The sequence below is a fragment of the Acinetobacter sp. YH12140 genome, from assembly GCF_013418475.1.
Taxonomy (GTDB): Bacteria; Pseudomonadota; Gammaproteobacteria; order Pseudomonadales; family Moraxellaceae; genus Acinetobacter; species Acinetobacter amyesii.
In genome coordinates this window covers 131,335-150,743 of sequence record NZ_VPBZ01000006.1, presented here as the reverse complement: position 1 = coordinate 150,743, position 19,409 = coordinate 131,335, and the positions used below count along the sequence as shown (strand labels likewise).

Genomic DNA, 19,409 nt, shown 5'->3' with positions numbered 1-19,409 from the left:
TTAGGTGTAAAACTCACCAAAATTGTCGAAAAATAAGTTTGTTTAAGGTGCAGATGCACGTCGTTTTTCAATCAGCTTGCCAAAAAATAAACCTAGCTCAAACAGCATCCACATGGGGATGGCCAACATGATCATCGAAAGCGCATCGGGTGGCGTGGCAAACATGGCGACAAAAAAACAGCCGACGATAATAAAACGACGCTTCTCTACCAAGGTTTGAGTAGATACCACCCCGATCAAAATCAAAATTAACGTGATGATTGGAATTTCAAAGGTCAGTCCAAACACCAAAAAAAGCTTTAAGCAGAAACTTAAATAACTATTGATATCCGTCATTGGCGCGACTGTTTCAGGGGAAACACTCATAAAAAAATGCAGGATGGATGGTAGGGCAACCCAATAGGCAAATGCAATTCCGGCATAGAAGAGGACGATGCTGCCGAATAATAAGGGCATCGCCAAATGCCGCTCTTTTTCATACAGTGCAGGTTTGATGAAGGCCCAAAGTTGATAAATCACGAAGGGCATCGCGAGCATTAGCGCGACAAAGAAATTTAGCTTAAACGGCGCCATAAAGGTGGCGGTCACATCCGTTGCGATCATGGATGAGTTCATCGGCAACTGCGCACGCAGAGGCTCTGACATCAATTGATAGCTTTGATTGGCAAAGGGCAATAAACAAAAGAACAGAATCAAAATGAGCCCTGTAATTTTGATCAAATGCCGACGCAAAATCACCAAATGTTTGGTGATCGGCATTTCTTCCAAATCAGGCACAGTGTTCTGTGAATTATTTAGTGAAAGATCTGTCATACGGCCACCTGATATTCTGCTAATGCATCGGTCGAACTTAATACAGGAGCTTGATCTGTTTTAATTTCGTGCTTTATTTTCATTTGGGGTGTAACCACGGCAAATATCGTGCTCTGACCACGTTCGATGTACTGATAACGTGGGGATAAATTTTTATTGTCAGGTAGGACTGCTTCTTGTTGTTTTTGCGCAGTCTGTTCTATGGGGTGTTGCGTTTGTTGCAATTCATTCATCTGAGCCTGCATACGCGCTTCGAGCTGTTGAATACGTTGCATTTCTTTTTGCATTTCTTCACGAAGTTCGGACATGCGAAGCTCACGATCAATATCTGTTTGCACGTTACTGATCAATCGTTTAACTTTCCCGTACCATTTACCTGCAAAGCGGATACCTTCAGGCAGTTTTTCCGGGCCGAGTACGATCAGCGCAATAATGCTGAACACCAGTAATTCGCTAATACCAATATTAAGCATTATGACAACTCCTTAGCTTTGAACTGAGGAATTGGTTTTATTTTGAGCTTCATGCTCTAGCGTGCGAGGCTCATTAAGCTGTGTATTTGCTGCGTCTTCATCACGCATCGATTTTTTGAAATCTTTGACTGCGCCTCCGACATCTTTGCCCAAGTTTTTTAGTTTTGATGTACCAAAGAGTAAAATCACCACAATTGCAAAAATCAGTACATGCCAAATCGATAGTCCAGCCATCTTGTTATCCTCTTGTTGGTCTGCACAACATTTCAGCAGTTGTAGATGACAGTGAAGTGACCAAGATGTTGCAGTTTAAAGACAGCCGCGAAGCTTATGTTCAGTGTTACTATGCATGGATTGAGCAGTGAGGGTGGTGTAGTGGCGTTTCTTCTTCCGATATTGGGTTTTTTAAGTGGCCTCGGATTGGCATCATTATCAGGAACATCATCGCTCAAATCGATTTTCTCTAGCTTACTTGCACGCTGTTTTATTCCAGCCGTGATCATCTACAACATGGTGTTCTATCAAGCAGGAAGTTTAGCACTCATGCTTTTTAGCTTTAGTGTTGCCGTGCTGATGTTTTATTTATTTCGCTGGCTGTTAAAAGATAGTTTACGTGCCTTGTGTGTCAGTTATTTGAACTTAGCTTGGCTGGGTTTTCCTTTTGCATTAGCACTGTTTGGCCCTGAAATTAGTGCAGCGATGGTGGCTCTGTATGTCGGTGGCTCTATCTTTGGCAATATGTGGGCCGTGACAGCCGTCAGTTCAGCCCAACTCCCATGGTCGAGCGTGATTCAAAAAGTGGCGATGTCACCGCCTGTATTTGCCTTGATGATTGCAGGTGTCTGTCGAATAGTTGGATTACAGCATATAGAAGAACATCAGCTCTTAGATTGGCTGTATCAGGCTGCAAAAATTGGAATGAGTTTCACAGGGATGTGCGTCTTAGGCATGTGGCTGCGCCAAACTAAGGTACAGTGGCGTGATCTGATGAACAGTAGTCGTATTTATGCGATGAAACTCACCGTTGGCGCGGTGATCTGTAGTTTGAGTTATGCCTTTCTTCCGATTCCCCAGATCGAGAAATATATTGGGGTGATGTTCATGCTGTTCTGCTTACCCCCTGCAGCCAATATTGTGGCTTTAGAAACGCATTATCAAGGAACAGGCACTTCGGCACGTTATATTGCTTCAGGCACGATTATGAGCTGTATCGTCGTCAGTTTTTATGGGTTAATTTTGCATCTTTTTTCGCTTTAAAATGAAAGTGAATTATAGATGCCCACAAAGGGTGACTACTTGAGCTGTTTGCGAATCTGCCAATCACGCACGAGGGCATATATCATCGCGATACCTATCAGGCCTGGAAATCCAATCTGACCTTGCGACAGATTAAGCATGATCGACAGTACGATCAACACTGCAAAAATAGCGTAAGTGGTACGAAAGCCTGAGGTGAGCGGGTAGGTTAGTTGCGCATGGCAATGAGGGCAGCTTAGTTTTTGAAAACCAAGAAAAGAGCGTGTCGGTATTTCAGTTGAAGTGTGATGGCAAGTGTTGCATATGATCTGTATCGGTTGAAGTGCCAAAATTATTCTATTTTTATTCAGGGATTGGAGTTAAACTTTGGCATTAAGATTAACTCCAATTTAAATTATTTCAAACTTGCTTTAAATAATTTCATCGCTTGACCACGATGGCTGATTTTATTTTTTTCTTCTTTTGATAATTCAGCACTAGAAACATTCAGTTCTGGCAGCCAAAACAGTGGGTCATAGCCAAAGCCATTTTCACCACGTGCTGCTTCCATCACTTCACCGCGCCAAACCCCTTGGAAAATTTGTGGGAGTGGGTCTTCTGCATGTTGGACCAAAGCCAAGACACATACAAACATCCCTTCGATGGCTTCACCCTCTTTACGGAGTGGTTTGAGGTCAGCAAGCAACTTGGCATTGTTTGCGGCATCATTGCCATGTTCACCTGCATAGCGCGCAGAGTAAATCCCCGGTGCGCCACCAAGCACAGGTACGCAAATGCCAGAATCATCTGCAATGGCTGGCTTGCCTGAAATTTTCGACGCATGACGCGCTTTGATAATGGCATTTTCAACAAAGCTTAGACCGTCTTCAATGGCATCTTCAATGTTCAACTGACCTTGTGGAATCACTTCAACAGGCAAATTCAGTTCCGCAAACATTTTTTCAAATTCTGCAATTTTACCTTTGTTATTACTTGCAAGCACCAAAGTGCCTTGAGATAACCAATCAGTTGAAGCCATGTGAATATTCACCATAAAACAAGATTTGAGGCTATTTTAACAAGATGCTGTGGTTGACAGGCAATAAAAAAGCACCCGAAGGTGCTTTTTAAGATTCAAAAACTTATTGCGCTTGAATCCATTTGTCTGCACGGTCACGTGCTTGACGAATTTGGTCTTGGCTTAAGTTGGCTGCCAAAGCAGTTTTCTTACCTTCAGACAAGCTAATCACTTTGTTGTCGAGCATGCCATCACGGGTAGAAAGCTCATACCATTGGTATGCACCCATGTAGTTTTTCTTTTGCTCTTCCATCATGGCTAAGTTAAAGCTTGCGCGGTTATCACCACGGCTGGCTGCTTTTTCGAAATATTGACGAGCAAGCGCTTCATCTTTTTTAGTCCCAATGCCATCTGCAAGCATACGACCTACATTAAGCTGTGCTGCAGATAAACCTTGATCAGCAGCAGCCTTATACCATGCAAAAGCTTGACGTTCATCTTTGGCAACGTCTTTACCTTGTTGATATTTAGTGCCTAAGTAAAACTGAGCACCGGGCTGACCTGCTTTAGCAGCTTTACTTAAGCTGTGAATATCCATAATTGAATATTGAGCAGCTTGGCTAGAAACTGAAGATGATGGAGCAACATAATCCGCATGGGCTTGTATGCTAAAAAGTCCAATCAGTAGCGTCGTGCTTAATAATAATTTTTTCATAGAGCGCTCACTCGATAAATTGCGACTTCACCAAATAGATTTGGGAGACGTTTACTGAGTAAACTGTCTTGTTGATCCCCATTCACGGCAAGTCGGTTAATAATCCGGATGTTATTTTCAGCACACAGCGCTTCAAAATCACGGAAAGTACATAAATGAATATTGGGCGTGTTATACCACATATAGGGTAACGCGTCTGAAACGGGCATCATTCCTTTTAATGCAAGGAAAGAACGAGTCTTCCAATGTGCAAAGTTTGGAAAGGTAATAATAGCCTGTTTCCCCACACGCACCATGTCTCTTAAGAGAACGTCTGGTGCATCTACAGCTTGCAAGGCTTGTGCCATAACTACATAGTCAAAAGACTGGTCGGCAAAGCGACTTAAACCTAAGTTCAAGTCCTGTTGGATGATATTTAACCCGCGACTGATTGCAATTGCAATCTTTTCTTGATCAATTTCTAAGCCATATGCACGAATATTGTGCTTTTTGCTCATATGTGCAAGCAGTTCACCGTCACCACACCCTAAATCGAGTACGCTTGAATCTGGTTTAATCCAACGTTCAGCCAGTTGATGATCAATACGCATTAGTTGGTCTCCTTCGGTGTTTCTTGCAGGTGTTTTACACCGCCTAGGAATGCACGTAAGCTTTTCACATATAACGGAATCGGGAACAAGAAAGAGTCATGGCCTTGTTCAGCATCAATATCCACATAGCTCACAGGCTTATGATTGCTAATTAATGCATCTACAATTTCTTGCGAACGAGCAGGGGCAAAACGCCAGTCCGTTGTAAACGAAACAACTAAAAATTGACACTTGGTTTTAGACATCGCGGTTTTTAATGATTGCTCATATTCACGTGATGGATCGAAATAATCTAAAGCCTTGGTCATGATCAAATAGGTATTGGCATCAAAGTTACGGCTAAATTGCTCACCTTGATAACGCAAATAACTTTCGACTTGGAATTCGACGTCAAAGCCATACATAAATTTACCTGACTTTAAGTCACGGCCAAATTTTTGTTTCATGGCTTCTTCAGAGAGGTAAGTGATATGACCGACCATACGGGCCAAGATCAAACCTCGCTTAGGATAACTATCATTTTCTAAATAGCGACCATCATGGAAATCAGGGTCAGACAAAATCGACTGACGCGCCACTTCGTTAAAGGCAATGTTTTGCGCAGACAGTTTTGGTGTACTCGCAATAATCACGCACTTTTGTAAACGATCTGGATAGTCCACAGACCATTGTAGAGCTTGCATACCACCTAAAGAGCCGCCAATCACCGCATACCACTGCTGAATTTCTAAACGATCAGACAACATGGCTTGGGTTTTGACCCAGTCACGGACAGTCACTAATGGGAAATCAGGACCATAAGGACGATTGTCATTTTCAGGATTTGGAGAGGTCGGTCCAGTAGAACCGCTACAGCCGCCAATATTATTTAGTGCTACGACAAAGAATTTTGACGTATCAATGGCTTTGCCTGGTCCAATACATGCGTCCCACCAACCCGGCTTACGGTCATCTTCATGATGATAACCTGCTGCATGGTGATGGCCTGACAGAGCATGACAAATCAAAATGGCATTGGATTTGTCCGCATTCAGTTCGCCATAAGTTTCAACCATGAGCTCAAAACGTGGGAGTATGCGATCGCATTCGAGCTCTAACGGCTCTTCAAAAATAAACTTTTGTGGGGTAACTAAACCCACTGAGTCAGCTGGAAAAGACACAGGAATAATTCGCCTTAAATCTTTAGTATGAATAATAAAAGGATACCACTTGAGGGTATCCTTCTAAAGTCATTTTATTGCTATTTGATATTTAAAGCATTGAATTAGACTGCAGCAGCAATCACTTGTTCAGTACTTAAAACACCTTGTTCAATTAAACGGTTAGTGCTGGCAATAATCGCCTCGATAGATGCAGTCACGATGTTGTCATGTACACCTGCGCCGAATGCAGACTTGCCTGTGCCTTTCACTTGAAGCTCAATCAACGCCAAGGCTTTGGCATGCGCGCCTGAACTGATGCTGCGTTCTTCATAGTTCAAGACATCAATCGGTAACTGCAAGGCATTTAAGATAGCAGAGATTGGGCCGTTGCCTTCACCGCGTAATTGCTGGATCTCACCGTTCACTTCGACATCAAGCTCAATGACTTGTTTGCCATTTTCATCATGTAAGCGGTAGTTTTTCGCCGCATAATGCGTATCTTTGGCAGCCACATAAGTGTCTTTAAACAATGACCAGATCGCTTGCGCAGAAATCTCAGTACCGTCTTCATCTGTTTTTTGCTGTACGATTTGCGAGAACTCAATTTGAATACGACGAGGCAACACCACGTTGTAATTTGATTCTAACAAGTACGCAATACCGCCTTTACCAGACTGTGAGTTGACACGAATCACGGCATCATAGTCGCGGCCCAAGTCTTTCGGGTCGATTGGCAAATAAGGCATATCCCACATTTCTTCGTTCTTTTGGAACTCGAAACCTTTTTTAATGGCATCTTGGTGTGAGCCAGAGAACGCGGTGAAGACCAAATCACCAGCATACGGATGACGAGGGTGTACCGGCAAGCCTGTGCATTCTTCAATGATTGAAATGATTTCGTTAATGTTTGAGAAATCTAAGTTTGGTGCAACACCTTGGGTATACATGTTCAATGCAATCGCTGCAACGTCCACGTTACCTGTACGTTCACCGTTACCAAACACACAACCTTCGACACGGTCAGCACCAGCCATAATCGCCAACTCAGAAGCGGCAATACCACAGCCACGGTCGTTATGACAGTGTACAGAAATAATCACACCGTCACGGCGTTGAATGTTGCGGTGCATCCATTCCACTTGGTCTGCATAGACGTTCGGACCTGAAACTTCAACCGTTGCAGGCAAGTTTAAAATCACTTTGTTCTCTGGAGATGCTTCCCAAATTTCAGTGACCGCATCACAGACATCTTTAGCAACTTCTAATTCTGTTGCAGTAAAACACTCTGGACTGTATTGGAATACAAATTCAGTTTCAGGCTGTTTTGCAGCGTATTCTTTGACTTTCGTTGCGGCGTTAATTGCTAATTGTTTTGCACCAGCAACATCAACATTCAACACTTTATTGCGGAAAGTTGGAGAGTTTGAGTTGTAGATATGCACGATGGCACGTTTCGCACCTTGTAATGATTCAAATGTACGTTGAATCAAATGATCACGTGCTTGAACCAAAACTTCGATGTACACATCATCAGGAATATGACCGCCTTCGATCAACAAACGCGTGAAATCAAAGTCGATTTGTGATGCAGAAGGGAAGCCGATTTCAATGTGTTTGAAACCAATTTTCACAAGCATTTGGAACATTTTGAACTTTTGTTCAATGTTCATTGGCTCGAAGATCGCTTGGTTACCGTCACGAAGGTCGGTACTCATCCAGATCGGCGCTTTATTGATTTCGTTATTTGGCCATTGACGGTCTGGTAAGTCTACACGTTGGTACATGCGACGGTATTTTTTGCTTGGATCTGCCAACATCATGTGAAAACTCCTTATAGCACCGTGGATAAATGTCGTGGATAAACGGCAAGGTACTACTTATATAGATTGTGTCTATTCTAGCAATTTACAAGTTTAATATCGGAGTCTTTAGTCGAAAGTCGAAATAAATCTGTAAAGATTCACATGACTTAGCTTTACCGTAAGCTCGTAAATGTATAACTAAATATTAGTCCATATATTCCGGAAATAATTTCCTATTTTTGCGTCAAGATGCCATTACTGGAAAATATTTTTCTATAAAATTAGCTTTTTTGAAAAATATAATCTTTATTGATCTCATCGACGGTGGCTGTTCCCATCAATGCCATCGTAATCTCAAATTCTTCTTTCAATATTTTGAGTACATGGGCAACGCCTAAAGCCCCCGCAGTCGCTAAACCATAAATGCAAGGACGTCCAACTAATACGGCAGATGCACCCAAGGCTATCGCTTTAAACACATCTGAACCTCGACGAATACCACCATCATATAAAACTGGAAAATCCGTAGGCACAACTTTTTTAATCAGTTCTAAAGCGGTGAGAGGGGGAATGCAACCATCCAGTATGCGCCCACCATGATTCGACACAATAATGCCTTGTACACCGTGTTGCAGGGCAAGTTCAGCATCATGTGGATTGACAATGCCCTTTAAAATAATCGGTAATGAGGTGTTTTGACTGAGCCAAAGGATATCCGCCCATGTTGGTGCGATTTTCATCAGACCGTTAAATACGGGATGGTCTCCATCATTGAGCTCAGGCAATGGGATATGTGTAGGGGTATGCGGATGTTGCATGCCTTCAGGCAAATGAAAAAACACTCGACGCTCACGGTCACGAATACCGGTATGTGGGGAATCAACAGTCACCACAATCGCTTTATAGGCATGTTCTTCTGCCATCTTGACCAGCGATAATGACTTTTCGCGTTCTCCTTGCCAATACAATTGGAACCATTTGTAAGGATTGTCCTGCTTTAACTCACGCATATCTGTATTGGTAAACGTACTGAGGATCATATTGCTGCCAAGGACTTCGGCAGCGAGGGCTGTTGCAGCTTCAGCATCAGGATGAAATTGTTGTTGATGACCTATCGGGGCTACAAAAATAGGATGTGGGAAACGTTGCCCTAAGATTTCGATTTGGGTATGACCTTGGGTTAGATCTTTCAGCATACGTGGTAGCAGTTGTATCTGTTCAAACTGAGACAAATTGCCACGGACACTGTGTTCATCCATCGAGCCGCCTTGCAAGTACTGCCACACCATTTGAGAAAGGTGTTTTTCAGCCTCGACTTCATAATCTGCAATGGTTTGCAAATGAGCTGGTATTTGTGTCAGTGGCGCTAAAATGTTGTGATCAGTCATTGGTAGTTTGTCCATGTCTATTGACCTTAAGCTTTAAATTTCGGCCCATTTGCGGATAAGGTTGTGATACAGACTAGTCAACTTGACGACTTCACTATGTGCATCACCCAATTGCATACGCAAATTTTGAATGCTTTGATCGAGATTAAATAACATGTGACGCTCAGCATCTTCACGGATCATACTTTGCAACCAAAAAAATGATGCAATACGACAGCCTGCAGTCACAGGAGTAACTTCATGCACACTGGTAGATGGATACAAAATCAAATCTCCGGCAGGCAATTTCACTTCGTGGTAGCCATAGGTGTCTTCTACCACAAGTTCACCACCCTCATATTCTTCGGGTTCACTTAGAAAAATCGTGCAGGACAAATCGGTACGAATTTTTTGATTGCTGTCAGGCATCCAGCGAATGGCATTGTCGACATGGAAACCAAACGTTTCACCATTTTCATAGCGGTTAAAATAGGGCGGCAAAATATTGAGGGGTAGGGCTGCCGATGTAAAAAGCGCGTGTTGTGACAATTCATGCAAAATGATATCGCCCAAATGCTGGGTGAGTGGATGTTCAACATCGAGTTGCTGATTATTTTTTACATTTTTAGACAGTGAGCCTGTAGTTTTTTGACCATTAGTCCATTCTACTTTTTGCATTTCTGTGCGGAAGTAGTTGACCTGTTCTTTACTCAATACATTTGGGATATGGTGAATCACGGCCTAACCCTTTGGAACTGTAATATTTATGTTTTGATCATATACAAAAATAGCCTCTTTGAAGAGGCTATTTGAGTTAATCCCATAGAATCATTATGGGGTTAATCTTTAACTTAATATTTGAAGTTAACAGATAGAACTGCGCTGCGACCTTCTGCTTCAGTGGCATAGTGAGATGCATAGGCTTTAGTGAAATAACGTTTGTCAGAAAGGTTATTTACATTCAACTGTAAATCCACATTTTTGTTAACGGTATAACGCGCCATAGCATCGTAGCGTACATAAGATGGAGCCCATTTGATGTTTGCAACATCACCATAAACTTTGTCTGAATATACTGCACCACCACCCAAAGTTAATTGCGGCAATATCTTATAGGTAGTCCATAATGTTGCTGCTTGTTTAGGTACATTAGGCATTTGGTTGCCATTATAAATGGCATTATCTGTACAAGTTGCTGTTGAACCTGAACCACGGCATGATTTACCATTTTTTGTTAATTCACTATTAAGATAAGTATAACCTGCCGAAATATCCCATTTATCAGTAATTTGACCATTTAATCCTAATTCAACACCATCAACTTTACTTTCACCTACATTCGCATAAGTTGTTGGGTCAAGTTGTACACGAGTATTTTGTTTTTCAGTACGGAAGATCGCTGCTGTTAAATTCAAACGATCATTTAACAAGTCCCACTTAGTACCCAACTCGTAAGTTTGCGCTTCTTCAGGATCGATCATTTGGTTATTAGCATTTATGGTTTCGCTGTTATCTCCCCAACCAGCATTTAAGCCAACAGGACTGGCAGAGGTAGCATAACTTGCATAAATTGAACCATTTTCAACAGGTTTAAAGGTTATACCTGATTGATATGTAAAGAAGTCTGAATCATTGTTAGCTGTATATGCAGCAGCTGAAGATGTAGCACGAAAGTTTTGTTCAGCTTCAAACTTGTCCCAACGCACACCAAGATCAAGTAACCATTGTGGTGTGATTTCAATGCTGTCTAATAAATATACAGAAGTGCTTTCAACCGTGGCATCAAAGTCTTGGCGGGCTTCTAAACGGTCTAAAAATGGTTTTTGAGTTGGATTGTTTAGAGAAGTACACCAATTGCTTGAAAGGTCTTTACAGTCGCTGTAAAACCCCGTTGAGGAAACTTTGCCATCTTTACTGTTAATGATGTTATAACCACCTTTGTCAGTTTCTTGCTTGCTATATTCAGCACCGACATTAAAACTGTGATTAATGGCACCTGTAGCGAATTTACCTGTCAATGCTAATTGATTTGTAAAGGTATCGCTATCTGTGATGGCAGAGTTTTGACGATGCCATACTTTGCCATTGGCTACATTGCCTTTGGAGTCATCAGGGTTTGTCCAAACATAATCATTTTTAGATTTGCTGTACATTGCAGTGTTTGTGAGGGTTAAGTTGTCAGTTAAATCATGTTCTAACTTGATTGTTCCTGCTTGGTTTTCTTGTTTTTGGAAGTCACGATCTTTCCAACCATAATAAACGCCTTGTTTTACTTCCGCAGGTTTACCCTGTGGTTTACTTAAACCAGCATCCCAATATGGAACACCTGAATCTGGAGTGTCATCCGATTTTAAATAGTAATAACTTAAAGTTGCACGAGTAGGGGTGTCTAAGCCAAAAGTAATACTAGGGGCAATACCTGCACGTTTGTATTCAGCACCGTCAGCTTGACCTGCTTTCTCATTCATGTGTCCCATAACGGCAACACGTGCAGCAATCCCATTGCCAAAATCTTTATTGCCATCTAGTGTTACACGTGCATAAGCATCTGTACCGCCAGCAACAGTACCTTCTAAGTGGTCGCCTTTTTTAGCCACTTTAGAAATCATGTTGATGCTACCGCCAACAGTACCTGCACCACCCATAGCAGAAGCAGAACCTTTGGTGACTTCAACTTGTTCTATGGCAAACATTTCACGGTTTTGTGAGGTTGAATTACGAATACCATCTAAATACATTGAGCTTTCAGAGCTGTAGCCACGGATAAATGGACGGTCGCCATTTGGGTTGCCGCCTTCACCAGCACCGAGGGTAATACCAGGTACTGTACGTAAAGCATCACTTAAAGTTGTGACTTGCGTGTCTTCAATCAGTTGCTTAGAAATCACTGATACAGATTTTGGTGTATCAAGAAGGGGAGCAACAAATTTAGCATTCGCAGATTTATCAACTTTTAAGCTTGGTGCCTTTTCAGCAACAACTTCTTGGTTAATCGTTGGAAGTTGAGTAACTTGCTCTTGCGCGACTGCATTAACAGCAATGACAGAAAGAGAAGAAGCAATTGCTGAAGAAACAATTTTCTTACGTGTTTTAATGAAGGCCATTTCGAACCCGATTTGGAATAGTGAATTTGTATGCGAATAATAATGATTCTTATTTGTTCTTACATCTTTGTGTAATTGTAAATCACGATAAATAATCATATTGTGATAGTAGTATTTAATGTAATGATATAACAAGTATTAATTAAGACTATGTTTTATTTAAATATTGATGAAATATATTGTTTTTTTATGTTTAATTGAGATTATAAATATAGACATGATTGTGAATTAAATAAGCATAAATCGTAATTGTTAATGCAAAAAAAACCTGCCGAAACAGGTTTTTTATTATGCGGTTATTTAGAATTTAAAGGTTGTACTTAATTGTACACGGCGGCCTTCCTGAGTATTGCTATAATGGTTGTAATAGCTATCTGCGACTTTCTCGTAATCGTTAAAGTTTTTATCAAATATATTGTACAGAGCAACACCTATATCCCAGTTTGGCGTTACATTAAAGTTTGAACCGACGTGTAATAATGCATATTCCTTGTAGTCACCTAGGGCGTCATAAACCTGTTGATTCGCTACAGTTAGATTGTCATAGGTTGAGGTGAAACGTGCACGTTCACTTCGATACTCGCCACGCGCCCATAAATTCACAAAGTCAGCAGCTTGCCATTTAAGCGACGCATTGACCATGTGTTCTGGTGTGTCATTAAGTACAGGATTGCCTAAACTGCTATCTTTAATTTCTGTTTCAGTCCAAGTGTAGTTCAGTCCAAATTTCCAATTGTCGGCAAATGCCCAGTTTAAACCAGCTTCAATACCATAAACTTCAGCTTCTTCGGCATTCACAGGACGAGTCACATTCCATGAATCTGGTTTGCCACGGTTATAATCCATCACCCACGGCGTTCCCACCGACGCCATGAATGCTTCACAGTCCGCTTTAGACCAATTAATACCCGAAGTTGTTGTGTTATCAGTATTACAGCTAATTTCTTTATTGCCCGTCATAATTTTATCTTCAATTTGGCTAAAGAAAGCTGTTACGTTGAAGTCAAAATTATTATTGGTAGAAAAGTATGTACCAAACTCAAAGTTCTTGCTGGTTTCAGGTTTTAGATTTGGGTTGCCAAAAGTTGGTGTACGACCCTGACCACTGACATTGACCACACCATCAGTTAAACGTTCTAAACGTGGGGCTTTATAACCTTCACTATATCCGCCTTTGAAGGTCCAGTTTTCATTTGCATTCCATACCAAATATGCACGTGGTGTCCAAAAGTCACCAAACGTATCGTGGTCGTCATAACGAAGACCAAGTGTTAATGCAAGATTGTCGTTCAGCGACCAAGTATCTTCGGCGAATAGACCTAATTGCTCAAAAGAAACTTCTTTTTTTACACGCAAACCATCACTGATACTGGCTTCCCACCATTGACCGCCTAGAGTAATACGGTGGTCTTCAAAATGTTGAGTGGTAAATTTAGTATCAAAAATCGTATCTTCACTTTCTAACACACGAGGAGTGATGGCTGTTGACATTCCTTGTGCACGTGCAGGAATTAAACGTCCAACCGTTTCTGTTTGAGTATTGATAATACTTGACTCAAGTTTGCCAATAGCATTATTCCAAGTATGTGCGAGGATCATTTTCTCACGGTTATATTCTTGAGCATCACCATAACCACCGTTTGCGCCAAGCGTCCCTAATTGACCTTTGCTATTGTCATACCATTGTTCAGTTTTTTCATATTCAACTGAAATATCATGGTCGCTGTGCGGTGTCAGGGTTAAGCGAGCACCGATAGTTTCTAGATCTGATTTAGTTGGGCTATTTCCGCCACTAAGTTCAGCACCAGTATCATCGTCATCACTACGTATTAAATCTGATTGATCACGTTCCGCTTTACGTGCACGGATTTGTAAGCCCAATAAATCTTGAATGATTGGCCCTGTTAAAAATGCATCGACAGCGCGTTGGTTACCAAAGTCTGAGTGATTTGGCAGTACTGTCCCTTCTAACGTGACCGAACCAGTCCATTCAGGTGAAACTTTTTTGGTAATGATATTGACTACACCACCAATTGCATCAGAACCATATAAAGTAGAAGCTGGTCCGCGGATGACTTCGATGCGTTGGATAGCCGAAACAGGGGGGATAAAACTATTATTCGACTCACCAAATCCATTAGGGGCAATGTCACCTGTACTATTTTGTCGGCGGCCATCAATTAAAACCAAGGTATATTCGGCGTCCATACCACGAATACGAATATTTAATCCGCCGGTTTTCCCTGCTGTAGGGCTAATATCGACACCTTCTACATCACTTAATGCATCTGCAACGGATGTAATTCGTTTATTTTTTAAGTCTTCAGCCGTAATCACGGTAATTGAAGCAGGAGCATTCTTGATCTTTTGTTCAAAGCCCGCTGCAGAAACAACAATGGTTTCCATCTGTTGAGCTTGAGATTCAGTCGTTTCAGCATGTGCGAAACTCGTGGTGGTTACAATTGCCCCAAATAAAGCAGCGGAAAGAGGGTTGAGATTAAATTTACTCATAAAAGAATACCAAATATGGACAAGATAAATATATGAAAATAAATTAAAAAAAATATCATTAAGAATAATAGTGAGAAGGTTTCTCATTTTCAATAGTGAATTAAGAAATAATCAATATTTCTTCGAAAAAAGCTGAAAAATTCTAAAAATAAGAAGGGCATCCATGCCTGAATTTATAGTGTTATAATCCATTTTTGTATATCTTTAATTGTTGTCATATAATGTGGCACTTTTTTTTAAAACTGTTTTAACTAACAAATTATCGAGGAAGCCATGCAAGTAACTTCTGAAGCGGTTTCGGGCGTTGCCCGTCGTTTAAATGTATCTGTACCGACGAGCCGTATTAACGAGCAGTTTGAAGCTCGCTTGAAACGCACTGCCAAAACTGTGAAGATCAACGGCTTCCGTCCAGGTAAAGTACCTGTAAACGTTGTTCGTCGTGAATACGGTGCTGGTATCTATCAAGAAGTTGTAAACGACATCATTCGTGACACAGTATTCGAAGCGATCCAACAAGAAAAAATCAATGCTGTTGGTATGCCAAACATTGAAAAAACTGAAATGAAAGATGATGCTTTAGTTTATGAAGCAACTGTAGAAGTTTATCCAGAAGTTGAAGTTAAGTTCGAAGGTCTAGAAGTTGAACGTAAAACAACTTCAGTTGACGACAAAGACGTTGAGAAGATGATTGAAAATCTTCAAAAACAACGCGCTTCATGGGTTGAAACTAAAGGCATGGCTAAAAAAGACATGCAAGTAACTTTCGACTTTGAAGGTACTGTTGATGGCGAGAAGTTTGAAGGCGGCGCTGCTGAAGACTTTAAACTCGTACTTGGTTCTGGTCGTATGATCCCTGGCTTCGAAGACGGTATCGTTGGTATGAAGAAAGGCGAAGAGAAAGTTATCGATGTAACTTTCCCTGAAGACTACCAAGCTGAAAACCTTGCTGGTAAAGCTGCTCAATTCAAAATCACTGTTAAGCTTGTTGAAAAACAAAAACTTCCAGAAGTTGATGCTGAATTCTTAAAAATCTTCGGTCTAACTGAAGAAGAAGGCGTTGAAAAACTGAAAGCTGACGTTCGTAAAAACATGGAACGTGAAGTGAAAAACGGTCTTCGTAACCAAGTGAAAGGTGCAACTTTTGATGCGCTTGTAGCTGCAAACGAAGTAGAACTTCCAGAAGCAATGGTTGCTCAAGAAATTGACCGTCAACGTCAACAAATGATCCAACAATTCACTCAACAGTTTGGTGCTCAAGGCGCTAAAGCGTTTGATTCAAGCATGCTTCCAGATGACCTATTCAAAGAGCAAGCTGAAAAATCAGTTAAACTTGGCGTATTAGTCAGCAAAGTATTAGCTGATGCTAAAATTGAAGTTGATGCTGCACGTGTTGATGCTTACATCGAAGACATGGCTTCTTCTTACGAAGATCCTAAAGAAGTAATTGAATACTTCAACAACGATAAACAGCAACGTGCTCAAATCGAAGCTGTTATTCTAGAAGACCAAGTTGTAGATCACATCTTAGCTTCTGCTAAAGTAACTGATACAACTGTGAGCTATGAAGACTTATTGAAAGAGCAACAAGCTCGTCAACAAGGCTAATTTCTAGCTTTCAAAAAAAGGCGCATTAAGCGCCTTTTTTTATCGAAATTTGCCCCCAAATAAGTTGTCCTGATTTCACAATGCTTATGAAAAAAATATCTGTTATTTAATTGGGAATCTTTTGCAATTTCGACAAATATCCCTCATATTGTGAATTATGGGTTGAGTCAGAAAAATTTAGGAATAAATAACGTATGTATGTTCCAACAATTGAAAACGCACTAGTGCCAATGGTGGTAGAACAGTCATCTCGTGGCGAGCGTTCTTTTGATATTTATTCACGCCTTTTGCGTGAACGTGTGATTTTTTTAACCGGTGAAGTTGAAGACAACATGGCAAATTTGATTGTTGCCCAAATGTTGTTCTTAGAAGCAGAAAACCCAGATAAAGATATTCATTTATATATCAACTCACCAGGCGGTTCGGTTACTGCAGGTATGGCGATTTACGATACCATGCAATTTATTAAACCTGATGTTGTGACTTACTGCATGGGGCAAGCAGCATCGATGGGTGCATTCCTGCTTAATGCCGGTGCTAAAGGCAAACGTTACTGTCTTGAAAATGCCCGTGTCATGATTCACCAACCACTCGGTGGTTTCCGTGGTCAGGCATCTGACATTGAAATTCATGCACGTGAAATTCTATTCATCAAAGAACGTTTAAATCGTTTAATGGCAGAGCATAGTGGTCAAGACTACGAAACTGTTGCTCGAGATACTGATCGTGACAACTTTATGACAGCGCAAGCTGCGAAAGAATACGGTCTTGTGGACGAAGTTTTATCTAAACGCCCATAAGTTTTAAAGAATTAATTATTGGAGTGAATATGTCCGAACATCCTCAAGGACAAAAGCATTGTTCATTTTGCGGTAAAACGCAGTCTGAAGTCGGGAAACTGATTGCAGGTGAGGACGCGTACATCTGTAATGAGTGTGTGGACGTATGTCTTGACCTAGTTCAGACCAGTCAGCAAGTTGAATCAAATGACTGGGCAACTCGTCCTTTACCAAAACCGCATGAAATCCGTGCTGCGCTTGACCAATATGTGATTGGGCAAGATGTTGCGAAAAAGACCCTCTCTGTTGCGGTATACAACCATTATAAACGCCTAAAAGTTGGCACCAGTGGTAAAAAACCAGAAGACGGAGTAGAGATTTCGAAAAGTAACATTATGTTGGTTGGACCAACAGGTTCAGGTAAAACACTGCTTGCTCAGACACTTGCGCGTCTTTTAGATGTGCCATTTGCGATGGCAGATGCAACGACTTTAACTGAAGCAGGTTATGTGGGTGAAGACGTTGAGAACATTGTTCAAAAACTCCTTCAAAAAGCCGATTACGATGTAGAAAAAGCGCAAAAGGGCATTATCTATATCGATGAAATCGACAAAATTACCCGTAAGTCTGAAAACCCATCTATTACTCGTGATGTATCGGGTGAAGGTGTTCAGCAAGCGTTATTGAAAATGATCGAAGGTACGGTTGCGTCGATTCCGCCTCAAGGTGGTCGTAAGCATCCGCAGCAAGAATTTATTCAAATTGATACTTCAAATATCCTGTTTATCTGTGGTGGCGCATTCTCTGGTCTAGAGAAAATCGTACAGCAGCGTCAAGAAAAAGGTGGTATCGGCTTTACAGCTGAAGTGCGTAAGAAAGATGAAACTAAAAAATTATCTGACTTATTCCGCCAAGTTGAAGCGACAGATTTGGTTAAATTTGGTCTGATTCCTGAATTTATTGGTCGTTTACCTGTGATTGCTACCTTGGAAGAACTCGACGAAGAAGCATTGATGCAGATTCTGACAGAACCAAAAAATGCATTGACACGTCAGTACCAATATTTATTTGAAATGGAAAATGTTGACCTCGTATTTGAAGACTCAGCATTGCGTGCCGTGGCTAAAAAAGCCCTTGACCGTAATACGGGTGCACGTGGTCTACGTTCGATTTTAGAAAATTCATTGCTTGAAACGATGTATGACCTACCAAGTCGTTCAGATGTGGGTACGGTTGTCGTCAATGAAGCGGTGATTAATGGTGAAGCGGAACCTGAATTTAAATCAGAACGTCAACCAAAGAAAACTGAAGAAGCTGCACCGAAGTCAGATTTAAAAGTTGTGAACTCTAAATCTGCTTAAGCGCTATTCGTCTGAAACGTGTGTAAATCCAAGATTTGCACACGTTTTTTATTTCCAAAAATAAAAGCAGAATGTTAATCTCAGCAGGATGGCGTGGATGCCTGAATGTAAAAAACTGAAAACAAAAGTGTAAAAATAAAAAAAGACGCAGTGAGGGATAATCATGCGTGGAGTTGCAATTCTACTTTTAAGCAGTGTAGCGCTGCTGGGTTGTCATGGAAAATCAGCCGTTGAGCAAACGTCATTGGCTTCAACATTAAAGCCCGTGGATCCCGAAAGTACACCGGGTCATATTGAGCAATATCGCTTAGGTATGTTTACCATTGGTGGTTGGGTCAATCAGAAACAAGGTCGACATTTTCAAGAAGTGAAAGCTCAGCATGATCAAGCAGCGATTGTGTATTTATATCGTCCAGACAGTAAATGGAATCGTCAAGAAATTGTGGCCAGCAGCTTATTTCTGAACAGTGAGCGTATTCCAAGTTTATTGAATAATCATTATTACTGGGTGGAGTTACCTGCGGGGAATTACCGCTTATCATCGAGTCGCCCTTTGGGGGTGAATCATTTTCAAAAACCTAAATATTTAGACTTTGATGTTGAAGCAGGTCAAACTTACTTCATTAAATATGATGAAGAGAATTTATCCAGTAAAAGAACGGTTTCAGGGCCATTGCTGCTCATGCCTGAAAAAATTGGTCGAAATGAAATCGCATTTACAGAGTTGAAATCCAACAGTTTTAACTTTGTGGCAGAAGATCAAAACACTGGAAAAGTGCGGAAAAGTGCGCAGAAGTTGAAAGCACCTCATTATGATCCTGCGGAAGATGTGCAGTTGACCAAGCCTTTTAAACTGTGGAATCCATTAACTTGGTAATGTAATTAGCTCGTGT

17 protein-coding genes are annotated in these 19,409 nt (G+C 41.1%); 5 read left to right on the top strand and 12 right to left on the bottom strand.

The genetic code is table 11. The features are described from left to right. Positions 1-42: 42 nt before the first annotated feature. From tatC to tatA, 3 genes are read right to left on the bottom strand one after another with little or no spacing between them, the layout of a single operon-like run. Positions 43-813, bottom strand: a complete 771-nt coding sequence (gene tatC, locus FTU75_RS09970) for a twin-arginine translocase subunit TatC (protein WP_078192716.1) — start codon at positions 811-813, stop codon at positions 43-45. Then, positions 810-1,286 carry a Sec-independent protein translocase protein TatB gene (gene tatB / locus FTU75_RS09965; protein ID WP_180040547.1) on the bottom strand — a complete coding sequence of 159 codons (477 nt, stop codon included), beginning with the start codon at positions 1,284-1,286 and terminating at the stop codon, positions 810-812. The genes tatC and tatB overlap by 4 nt, the downstream gene beginning before the upstream one ends. A 12-nt stretch (positions 1,287-1,298) precedes the next feature. Continuing rightward, positions 1,299-1,520, bottom strand: a complete 222-nt coding sequence (tatA, locus tag FTU75_RS09960; protein ID WP_078189673.1) for a Sec-independent protein translocase subunit TatA — start codon at positions 1,518-1,520, stop codon at positions 1,299-1,301. 141 nt (positions 1,521-1,661) lie between these two features. Between tatA and FTU75_RS09955 the strand changes: the two genes are divergently transcribed. After that, positions 1,662-2,543 (top strand): permease, encoded by an 882-nt coding sequence (locus tag FTU75_RS09955; RefSeq protein WP_180088989.1) that lies wholly within the window; start codon positions 1,662-1,664, stop codon positions 2,541-2,543. A 394-nt stretch (positions 2,544-2,937) separates the two neighbouring features. Here FTU75_RS09955 and rdgB read toward each other — a convergent pair whose 3' ends face one another. The 9 genes from rdgB to FTU75_RS09910 all read right to left on the bottom strand — a co-directional run bounded on the left by rdgB (position 2,938) and on the right by FTU75_RS09910 (position 14,771). Beyond that, complete coding sequence (gene rdgB / locus FTU75_RS09950; protein WP_180055642.1) at positions 2,938-3,561, bottom strand: RdgB/HAM1 family non-canonical purine NTP pyrophosphatase; 624 nt, start codon at positions 3,559-3,561, stop codon at positions 2,938-2,940. A 103-nt stretch (positions 3,562-3,664) separates the two neighbouring features. Continuing rightward, positions 3,665-4,255, bottom strand: a complete 591-nt coding sequence (locus FTU75_RS09945) for a tetratricopeptide repeat protein (protein WP_078189669.1) — start codon at positions 4,253-4,255, stop codon at positions 3,665-3,667. After that, the gene (metW, locus tag FTU75_RS09940) at positions 4,252-4,845 is read right to left on the bottom strand and encodes a methionine biosynthesis protein MetW (RefSeq protein ID WP_180034926.1); all 594 of its coding nucleotides are present in this window, start codon (positions 4,843-4,845) and stop codon (positions 4,252-4,254) included. Before metW ends, FTU75_RS09945 begins: the two co-directional genes overlap by 4 nt. Next, positions 4,845-6,005, bottom strand: coding sequence for a homoserine O-acetyltransferase (locus FTU75_RS09935; RefSeq protein WP_078192713.1), 1,161 nt, complete (start codon positions 6,003-6,005; stop codon positions 4,845-4,847). The genes metW and FTU75_RS09935 overlap by 1 nt, the downstream gene beginning before the upstream one ends. Positions 6,006-6,109: 104 nt before the next feature. Then, positions 6,110-7,807: a 2-isopropylmalate synthase gene (leuA, locus tag FTU75_RS09930; protein WP_111884051.1), complete on the bottom strand. Its 1,698-nt coding sequence runs from the start codon at positions 7,805-7,807 to the stop codon at positions 6,110-6,112. Positions 7,808-8,070: 263 nt separating this feature from the next. Then, on the bottom strand, positions 8,071-9,177 hold the full coding sequence (locus FTU75_RS09925; protein WP_180115950.1) for an alpha-hydroxy acid oxidase: 1,107 nt from the start codon (positions 9,175-9,177) through the stop codon (positions 8,071-8,073). 33 nt (positions 9,178-9,210) lie between these two features. Beyond that, positions 9,211-9,894, bottom strand: coding sequence for a Fe2+-dependent dioxygenase (locus FTU75_RS09920; RefSeq protein WP_180115876.1), 684 nt, complete (start codon positions 9,892-9,894; stop codon positions 9,211-9,213). 113 nt (positions 9,895-10,007) lie between these two features. Further along, positions 10,008-12,260: a TonB-dependent siderophore receptor gene (locus FTU75_RS09915; protein ID WP_180115875.1), complete on the bottom strand. Its 2,253-nt coding sequence runs from the start codon at positions 12,258-12,260 to the stop codon at positions 10,008-10,010. 300 nt (positions 12,261-12,560) lie between these two features. Continuing rightward, on the bottom strand, positions 12,561-14,771 hold the full coding sequence (locus tag FTU75_RS09910; protein ID WP_180115874.1) for a TonB-dependent receptor domain-containing protein: 2,211 nt from the start codon (positions 14,769-14,771) through the stop codon (positions 12,561-12,563). 273 nt (positions 14,772-15,044) lie between these two features. Here FTU75_RS09910 and tig point away from each other — a divergent pair, with 273 nt between their 5' ends. The 4 genes from tig to FTU75_RS09890 all read left to right on the top strand — a co-directional run bounded on the left by tig (position 15,045) and on the right by FTU75_RS09890 (position 19,393). Then, on the top strand, positions 15,045-16,376 hold the full coding sequence (gene tig / locus FTU75_RS09905; RefSeq protein ID WP_078192708.1) for a trigger factor: 1,332 nt from the start codon (positions 15,045-15,047) through the stop codon (positions 16,374-16,376). Between the two features lie 194 nt (positions 16,377-16,570). After that, entirely contained in the window at positions 16,571-17,176 is a 606-nt protein-coding gene (clpP, locus tag FTU75_RS09900) for an ATP-dependent Clp endopeptidase proteolytic subunit ClpP (RefSeq protein ID WP_078192707.1), read from the top strand. 29 nt (positions 17,177-17,205) lie between these two features. Beyond that, positions 17,206-18,516 carry an ATP-dependent protease ATP-binding subunit ClpX gene (clpX, locus tag FTU75_RS09895; RefSeq protein WP_078189661.1) on the top strand — a complete coding sequence of 437 codons (1,311 nt, stop codon included), beginning with the start codon at positions 17,206-17,208 and terminating at the stop codon, positions 18,514-18,516. A gap of 163 nt (positions 18,517-18,679) precedes the next feature. Then, positions 18,680-19,393 carry a DUF2846 domain-containing protein gene (locus FTU75_RS09890; RefSeq protein ID WP_180007185.1) on the top strand — a complete coding sequence of 238 codons (714 nt, stop codon included), beginning with the start codon at positions 18,680-18,682 and terminating at the stop codon, positions 19,391-19,393. Positions 19,394-19,409 lie beyond the last annotated feature (16 nt).

Bases quoted from the DNA above. Each gene is read 5' to 3' on its own strand.
- tatC (WP_078192716.1), bottom strand. From the start codon at position 813: ATGACAGATCTTTCACTAAATAATTCACAGAACACTGTGCCTGATTTG.
- tatB (WP_180040547.1), bottom strand. From the start codon at position 1,286: ATGCTTAATATTGGTATTAGCGAATTACTGGTGTTCAGCATTATTGCG.
- tatA (WP_078189673.1), bottom strand. From the start codon at position 1,520: ATGGCTGGACTATCGATTTGGCATGTACTGATTTTTGCAATTGTGGTG.
- rdgB (WP_180055642.1), bottom strand. From the start codon at position 3,561: ATGGCTTCAACTGATTGGTTATCTCAAGGCACTTTGGTGCTTGCAAGT.
- FTU75_RS09945 (WP_078189669.1), bottom strand. From the start codon at position 4,255: ATGAAAAAATTATTATTAAGCACGACGCTACTGATTGGACTTTTTAGC.
- metW (WP_180034926.1), bottom strand. From the start codon at position 4,845: ATGCGTATTGATCATCAACTGGCTGAACGTTGGATTAAACCAGATTCA.
- leuA (WP_111884051.1), bottom strand. From the start codon at position 7,807: ATGATGTTGGCAGATCCAAGCAAAAAATACCGTCGCATGTACCAACGT.
- FTU75_RS09925 (WP_180115950.1), bottom strand. From the start codon at position 9,177: ATGACTGATCACAACATTTTAGCGCCACTGACACAAATACCAGCTCAT.
- FTU75_RS09915 (WP_180115875.1), bottom strand. From the start codon at position 12,260: ATGGCCTTCATTAAAACACGTAAGAAAATTGTTTCTTCAGCAATTGCT.
- FTU75_RS09910 (WP_180115874.1), bottom strand. From the start codon at position 14,771: ATGAGTAAATTTAATCTCAACCCTCTTTCCGCTGCTTTATTTGGGGCA.
- tig (WP_078192708.1), top strand. From the start codon at position 15,045: ATGCAAGTAACTTCTGAAGCGGTTTCGGGCGTTGCCCGTCGTTTAAAT.
- clpP (WP_078192707.1), top strand. From the start codon at position 16,571: ATGTATGTTCCAACAATTGAAAACGCACTAGTGCCAATGGTGGTAGAA.
- clpX (WP_078189661.1), top strand. From the start codon at position 17,206: ATGTCCGAACATCCTCAAGGACAAAAGCATTGTTCATTTTGCGGTAAA.
- FTU75_RS09890 (WP_180007185.1), top strand. From the start codon at position 18,680: ATGCGTGGAGTTGCAATTCTACTTTTAAGCAGTGTAGCGCTGCTGGGT.